The following is a 6939-nucleotide window of genomic DNA, read 5'->3' as shown; positions in this document are numbered from 1 at the left end:
TAACTGGCAGTATTGATAAGCTGATATACCATTTTTGAAAGCAGCACGCTTTTTTTATCTGCAATGAGAGATAATGTAGGAATGTTAATTTTTATATCGCTTGGTCCATAAAATTTGTGCTTTCTCTCAGGGTAAATGTCGACCTCTGAGTTTATGAGCCAACATTCATGCTCTGGACAGGCTTCTACGCCGGGGCATTGAAGTGTGCGTTGCCAAATCGCATAGCCATATGTCGTTATTTGGTCATGATAGCAAATAGGGCATACCTTATACGTTACTGGCCATGCCACAATGCCAGCACTGCATCCAGATTTGAGCATTACATGGCTTTTGTCTTTATAAATAATTTCGTTGAGTAGAGAGTTAAAGCTGGCTTCTGTGACAAAAGGTTTAAAAATAGGCAATAACGTATGACGGTAGGCGATGTCTTCTAAACTGTGTTTCCATATATGGCCCACCTGCTGCATTAATGCAGCAATATGCCCTTGAAAAAAAACAGCGGGTGCTATGTTGCGTGAGCCAAATAGTAAATGACAGGCTATTCTATCTTCATGGATTCCTTGCCTTTCAACAAAGCGCGCCAGAATACTCCCCAACAATTCGTCTTCATGTGCTATTGGGAAATGGGTCACCATATCTGTAACCCCTTTTTACGCTAGGGAGAGCAGGTATTGGCGGTAATATTTCGAAAAGCTAAGGGTGCGAATCGTCGCGTCGCTATCATTCTCTGACGCGCCATCCCAAAGCAGTGCTCTAGAAATAGCGATAGGGTCAACCGCGGCGTCGCCGTCTTCTGAGGGTGTGCCTTCTTTACCGTGTTCGCTTTCGATTGCTTGATGTTGCCTCTTATCGATTTTTTTCGTCTGGAGCGTGGCACGGTCATGTGGTAGATCATCAGCGATGCGAGCTGAAAATTTTCGCAATGTAGGCTCTGCGATAACGTACAGCCATGCTTCCACATCAATTTGGCCCGTTTTCCTTAAAATACGGCCTAGTACTTGACGATAGTGAAGCTCGGTTCTGATTCGGCTGAGGTAACAACACACCATGAGCCGTGGAATATCTGTACCTTCACTCACCATACTGACCGCAACGATCCAGCGAGTCTGACTATTACGAAAGTGGTTGATCCTTTGCCGTGCTTGAGGTGTCTGGTTGTTTACAACCTCGACACTTTCCCCCTTTCTCAACAATATTTCAGATACTTGTTGGGCATGTTCAATATCGCTAACAACGACCAACCCACCCGCCTTACTCACGCTTTGGCGAACCTCATTCAGCTTTTGTATTCCAACGTCGAGTACAGCTTCTAGGATGTCGTCGTGGCGGAGCAGTTCTTCATAACGAATAGGAGACTCACCCAGTAATTGGGTTACTCCGCTAAATAGACGAACAGAGCTATTCGCCTCTTGCTCCTCCACCAACTTTATCAATGGGTTGTCAATCAGTGTTATACGTGGAGAGCGACAGACGCCTTCTTGGATAGCCGCTTTAAGGTCATAACAGTAATCACAGACCAGCTGACCTTCGGGGTCACTATAGCGTGCTAACGCAACAGGTAGAACATCTGTTCTCCAGGGTGTGCCTGATAAAGCCAGGGTATATGTCGCATCGTCTTGTATATGCTGCAGTATTTTTTGTCCCCATAGGTTACTCAGTAGGGGATCATGGCCTGCGCAATGGTGTATTTCGTCGAAGACAGCCAGGACCCTGGCTTGTTTGAAGATTTCCCAAAACTCTGGCCGCTGATAATCCATGGACTGGTAGGTATACGCAGCACCAGAGGCTCCCAGCACATCACCAAACCGCTTGCCTAATACCGCAGAAAACGTACGGTTAAAACCTTCGACGACCTCACGTGATGGAGCAAAGCAGACCACCAAGTCTATTTTTTGATCATCCAGCAGCTGGCGAGCAAGTTCTGCAGCTAGATACGTTTTGCCACTGGCTGGTGTAGCCTGCACAAAGAAGTGGGGGTTTGATTGGTAGTGTTGGAGTGCTTTTTCAATGCACTCTACTTGCCAACGTCGCAGTGAACGCATTAAGGCCCCGTCTCCACACGTTGCAATACTTTTTCGATAGCATTGATATGGCCTAACAAGCGGGAGCTAAGGTCATGCGCCGCTTTAGAGTCACCTTGGATAACCTCTTTAAGCTCCGGGTATTCATGAATGAGGGCTTTAAACTTCTCGGCTTCGCCCAGGGCGGCCAAGAACTCCACTTTTACCTCTTTCAGATTTTTTCTGAGCTTTGCACTTGCACCTGAAGGTCGTGATATGGGCGCATGCTCGCTATGCGGAGAGGGACAAGCAGGCGACTTCGTTTTCGTTTTTTCTTTATCGATGACCAGGCGCTGACACCATGACTCAAAGGGTTCACCTGTAAGGTCAAGGCCTTGCGCATCTAAATGGATTACTTGATAGCGCTGATCCCGCTTTCGCTTTTCAGTATCCTTTTGAACCATGCCCACGCGAATCAAACGGCTGATTCGCTCGTAAATAAAGCGGCGTAAGTGCGCACGATACTGCGCCTCTATGCTGTGCCGTTCCGCATACTGGTTTCGTAGGTCTTTGACGGTGAATGTTGTGTTTTCTTGCCGCCTCAGCAGCTCGAAAATACGCGGATCTATCAAAGGATGCGTGCTTGGCATGAGGCCACCACCATAGGATACGAAAACCAAATGCGGATTATAGTCCGTGGATAAATAAGCCGCAACGCAAGAGAGTACCCGCACAAAAGAAATGAGGCGGGTATGGAAGGACTAGCGCAGGCACTTGGAAGGACAATTAGAGAAAAGCGAAAGGAAAAAGGGTATTCCCAGGAAGCTTTTGCGCTTGCAGTAGGCATTGACCGAAGCTATATGGGTAGGATTGAAAGAGGTGAGGTCAATATCACCGTTGCTAAGCTGTATACCATGGCCCGCATATTGGGTTACACACCCGCCGACTTGCTGACGGGCCTGGAAGCGAATGACCGCTTTGAAGATGAAACCGATTAGATGTGTTGAACATGCTGGCTGAGCTATTTATAGCTTAAGCCTCTGAAGAGGTGGGACATTTGCAAGGGGCTTGCATCAAACCTTCGCATTACCGGCAATGACGGCTTGAAAACCAGCCTTGGTGATCGGTTGTTGCGCCGCATCCACCACCGTGCCGCCCAGGCGTGCCAACTTTTTAGAAAGCGACACTAGCTTGGCAAGCTGGAGTTTGCTGGGAGCAAGCATCTGGTTGCTTTTGGTAATTTTAATGCTCACGCCTTTAATAGGGGGAAGCTCTACGCTGCTTTCGGTTAAAGACGGCAGCTGCCCCGAAACATTAATATTCTCAATTTGAATCGGTGTACGAGAGGAGTCGCCCGCTACCTTATACGCCTTCGCGCTAGGCTCATAAACCGCATCCAAAGAAGCCAGCGCTAGGCTCAAGCGCTCATTTAACGCAGGCGAAGGGCTCTTGAATAGCACTTTCACTTCCCAGGAAGCATGTTCTTTATTGAGCAAGATAGGCGCTTCTGGCGTTGGCGCGGCAGCTCTCTTGGGGGTAGTGGCACCACTTGGGGCAAACGTCCATCCTTGTCTGCTCAACAATAAATAGATAGCAACACAACCGCAGGTAATGCACATCCAGAGTGCGCATATCGCAGCGACTAGAAGGAGAGTGGAGGTTTCCATATCCTTATCTCATGGTTATGAGCAATTTACGTAACTGCTCGACACACGAAAATATTGACTGAACTGCACAAGCTTTGCAAGCTAACAAAAAGTGGCAGCTAGCGAGATAGCATCCCCTGGGTATGCTCCCGCTGCTGCTTAATGGCACCATCCAAAATATCCAGCAGCTTTTCGTAATCAACCGGCATTTGCTCATCCATGCCGTTGGTCTCAAAACGCCTGAGCGTTTGCTGGGTGTCGTCAATCAGTGCCTGCAGTTCGTCCATAACGCGCTGGTGCTCATTAGTGGTCATATAACCCTTGGGTTTGTAATGCCTGTACTCGCTGGTAAAGCACTCTAGTGCTATCAACGGCCACGCTTTCGTGTTGGTCTAGGGTGAGCAGCACATCTTGTCGCGGGTCGTTCATCGCTGCTTCCAGCTCGGTACGGTACCGTTTCAGAAAATGCGCCAAATTCATACGAATCATCGCAAGTTCTAGCTGAAATTCCGCCTGTAACTTAGTGTAGCGTTCTATGGGTACAGCGGTTGAGCTGCTTTCCAGTACGGTACAGATCGTCAGCTCAATCTGTTTTTCAACAGCGTTAAGTTTAGGGACAAGATTGGTAACGACTTCCAGAGCGGGGATGGTGGCGGTATGCGGCTTCACGGTGCTCCTAATAGCGCTGGGTCATGGGCTTGAACTAAGGCTACTACCAACGCCAGCAAGGCTAAGGGTTAATTAACCCTGTTGAGTAACTGTATATCGTCACTTCTATAACATATTGATTTTTCACAAAATGTGCGCTTGCTTGATCTTGATTAAGCCTCAGCTTAACCCAGCAGAGAAAGAACGTTCTGTGGGATCTGGTTGGCCTGGGCGAGAACAGACGTGCTGGCTTGTTGTAGAATTTGCGCCTTGGTCATGCTAGAGACCTCGACAGCATAATCGGCATCCATAATGCGTGAACGGGCTGAAGTTAAATTAGTGCTAATAGTTTCCAGATTATCGATAGCTGAGCCCAAGCGGTTCTCTACGGCGCCCAAGTAGCTGCGTTGTCCGTCTATACGCGAAATTGCACGGTCTAACGTGGCCAACGGATCGCTAGGATTCTTAATACGAATTTCGTCACTGTCGGCCGTAATATTGATGACCGTTCGTTTTTCATCAGAGCCCGCTTGCAGCAAGTCCGCTTCTGTGCTCACCAAGGAATCGAAATCAAAATAGACGAGCACATTACTAGAACCTTTGGAGGTCTGTACGAGGGTATCCCCGGTTTTGAGGTTATCGGTCAATGTCGCTTTCAGAAAGCTTTCGGTATCAGATTCAGCATCATTAGAAAGCCGCATGTAATACCGACCTTCCGTGTCTTTACGGAGTACGTCGTTATACGTGGTGGTTATGCCGTCTTCATTCTGAACAGTGTAGTTAACCTCCACATTTTGCTCATCCAGCTTGACGACCGAAGAACCATCTATTTTTTCGATGCTCTCGAAGCGTTCTGGCTCGGTGGATGTAAAATCTACAGATGCCGTGCTAGTGCTAGTGTCTCTCGCGTTGAGGGAAAGCGATGCATGATAATATTCGTAGCCAGAACCATCTTCTGCTTCGACGTAATACCCGCTGTCGTGAAAGATATCGTTCAATAGCCTCGCATTGGAAGCATCGGTTCCAGCATTAGTGTAATCAAGTGCAGAGCTATCGAAAGCAAAACTACTTACGACACTTTGTGACGAGAAAGGGGCTTGTGTTAACCCCTCGCTTTCTAAGGCTTTCACAGAAAGCGTTACGCCATCAGTTGAGCTAAGAGCCGCTTCGAAGAATTTTGTTGTCCCTCCATCCGTATGCTGGATGTAATTATTGCCGTTATAGCTGACTAATGTTGATGTGCCGCTAGCAAGTGCCGTGCCGGTGGCATCGATGAAGTTGACGCTGCTATAGGTATCATAATTGTTAGACGTAGGTGTCCCGTTTTCATTAACGGTAATCGGTTCCTCCGGCTGCACTAAAGGAAATGTCTCGCGGGTATAGACTGTGGTGTCTATTGCCTTAGCGGTGAAGGAGGAAGAGATGCCGTCACTTGTCATGTTGACCTCCGCTTCTCGATACACAGTGAGGCCGTCTTCTTGACTTTGGATGTAATACTGGCCATCGCCACTCACTAACTTAGGCGATATCCCCGACGAAAGAGAGGTACCATCGGTTAATTGAAAGCTTTGCTGTGAGCTGGCGGGGATGGCTACCGAATTTGGCTCAACAAAAACCGGGCTGTTAGCGCTCAGGGTCACTTCATTATGATCCGTCTCGGTATAGTGCGTCGCAAATTCAGGACTGTAATAATAATACTGAGGCTTATCACTAACTTGTGTCTGGATATACCTTCCCGCGAAAACATTAGATGGACCACCATTCGCACCGCGTGCTCGAACATATTCAGTCGTGGCGTTGTCTTGCAACACGCCGTTGACATACATTTCCAGCTTTGTAGAAACCTCAGCGCCTGCACCTGGCCTTAACACTATGTCATTAGCGCTGCCCAGTAAGGTATCTCGCGGTGTTATCTCGCCCTCGAGCCCGTAAACGGTAAAGTCTTCTAAGCCCAAGGCCGTAGAGTTGAAACTCGCTTTGCCCAGATCAACCGCCAGCTGCTGACCATCTTGAGCGCCAATTTGAAGGTTCAATTTGCCAACCTGTCCATCCAATAGCGGCAAACCATTGAATTCTGTCTGCTCAGCGAGTCGATCAATTTCTTGAAGGTTTTGATTAATCTCTGCCTGTATCGCATCGGCATCAGCAGCGGTAATAGTTCCGTTCAACCCCTGTACAGTAAGCTCACGGACGCGTTGCAGCTTGTCATTAATCGAGCTGAGAACTCCTTCCGCTGTTTGGACTAACGATACGCCATCATTAGCATTACGTGCAGCTTGATGCTGACCACTGATTTGACTGGACATACGGTTACCGATGGCCTGGCCTGCAGCATCATCCTTTGCGCTATTGACCCGTAGGCCCGAAGACAGACGCTCCATAGCCGTTGCCAGTGACGATTGCGTACCGGAGCGGTTTTGCTGTGCAATCAACGCTGAAATATTCGTATTGATGATGCTTGCCATGTGACGTCCATGATCAGATGCGATGTATAAATTAATTTACCGGCCGCACAAAGGAAAACTTTAGACGGAACTTGCTAGATAGCACGGCCAGCGGATACCTTCATTGTTGCTTCACGGTACCATTCAAAATCTACAGCAGTTTTTCGTCATCCTCGGTCATCTGCTCAACTTTACCGGCTT

The 6939-nt window shown here is 48.1% G+C and carries 8 protein-coding genes; 1 reads left to right on the top strand and 7 read right to left on the bottom strand.

Annotated elements, in window-relative coordinates:
* From CXF87_RS11310 to CXF87_RS11300, 3 genes are all read right to left on the bottom strand, one after another.
* On the bottom strand, positions 1–635 hold a 635-nt coding region (locus CXF87_RS11310), incomplete at its 3' end, for a TniQ family protein (protein WP_198556062.1).
* Positions 636–650: 15 nt separating this feature from the next.
* Positions 651–2042: a DEAD/DEAH box helicase gene (locus CXF87_RS11305; protein WP_101146700.1), complete on the bottom strand. Its 1392-nt coding sequence runs from the start codon at positions 2040–2042 to the stop codon at positions 651–653.
* Positions 2042–2650: a hypothetical protein gene (locus tag CXF87_RS11300; RefSeq protein ID WP_101146699.1), complete on the bottom strand. Its 609-nt coding sequence runs from the start codon at positions 2648–2650 to the stop codon at positions 2042–2044. The genes CXF87_RS11305 and CXF87_RS11300 overlap by 1 nt, the downstream gene beginning before the upstream one ends.
* Before the next feature lie 102 nt (positions 2651–2752).
* Between CXF87_RS11300 and CXF87_RS11295 the strand changes: the two genes are divergently transcribed.
* Positions 2753–2998 (top strand): helix-turn-helix domain-containing protein, encoded by a 246-nt coding sequence (locus CXF87_RS11295; protein ID WP_101146698.1) that lies wholly within the window; start codon positions 2753–2755, stop codon positions 2996–2998.
* 75 nt (positions 2999–3073) lie between these two features.
* On the opposite strand, the gene CXF87_RS11290 is transcribed toward CXF87_RS11295, so the two are convergent.
* The 4 genes from CXF87_RS11290 to CXF87_RS22025 form a co-directional block, all read right to left on the bottom strand.
* A complete protein-coding gene (locus CXF87_RS11290; protein WP_157826512.1) occupies positions 3074–3667 on the bottom strand; it encodes a hypothetical protein in 594 nt (197 codons plus the stop codon).
* Positions 3668–3765: 98 nt separating this feature from the next.
* A complete protein-coding gene (locus CXF87_RS11285) occupies positions 3766–3960 on the bottom strand; it encodes a hypothetical protein (protein WP_101146696.1) in 195 nt (64 codons plus the stop codon).
* Positions 3950–4315, bottom strand: coding sequence for a hypothetical protein (locus tag CXF87_RS11280; protein ID WP_101146695.1), 366 nt, complete (start codon positions 4313–4315; stop codon positions 3950–3952). Before CXF87_RS11280 ends, CXF87_RS11285 begins: the two co-directional genes overlap by 11 nt.
* Positions 4316–4479: 164 nt before the next feature.
* Complete coding sequence (locus CXF87_RS22025; protein ID WP_101146694.1) at positions 4480–6759, bottom strand: flagellin N-terminal helical domain-containing protein; 2280 nt, start codon at positions 6757–6759, stop codon at positions 4480–4482.
* Positions 6760–6939 lie beyond the last annotated feature (180 nt).

It is taken from the genome of Halomonas sp. MES3-P3E (assembly GCF_002836035.1).
Classification (GTDB): Bacteria; Pseudomonadota; Gammaproteobacteria; order Pseudomonadales; family Halomonadaceae; genus Vreelandella; species Vreelandella arctica.
This window is presented reverse-complemented; position numbering and strand designations above follow the sequence as displayed.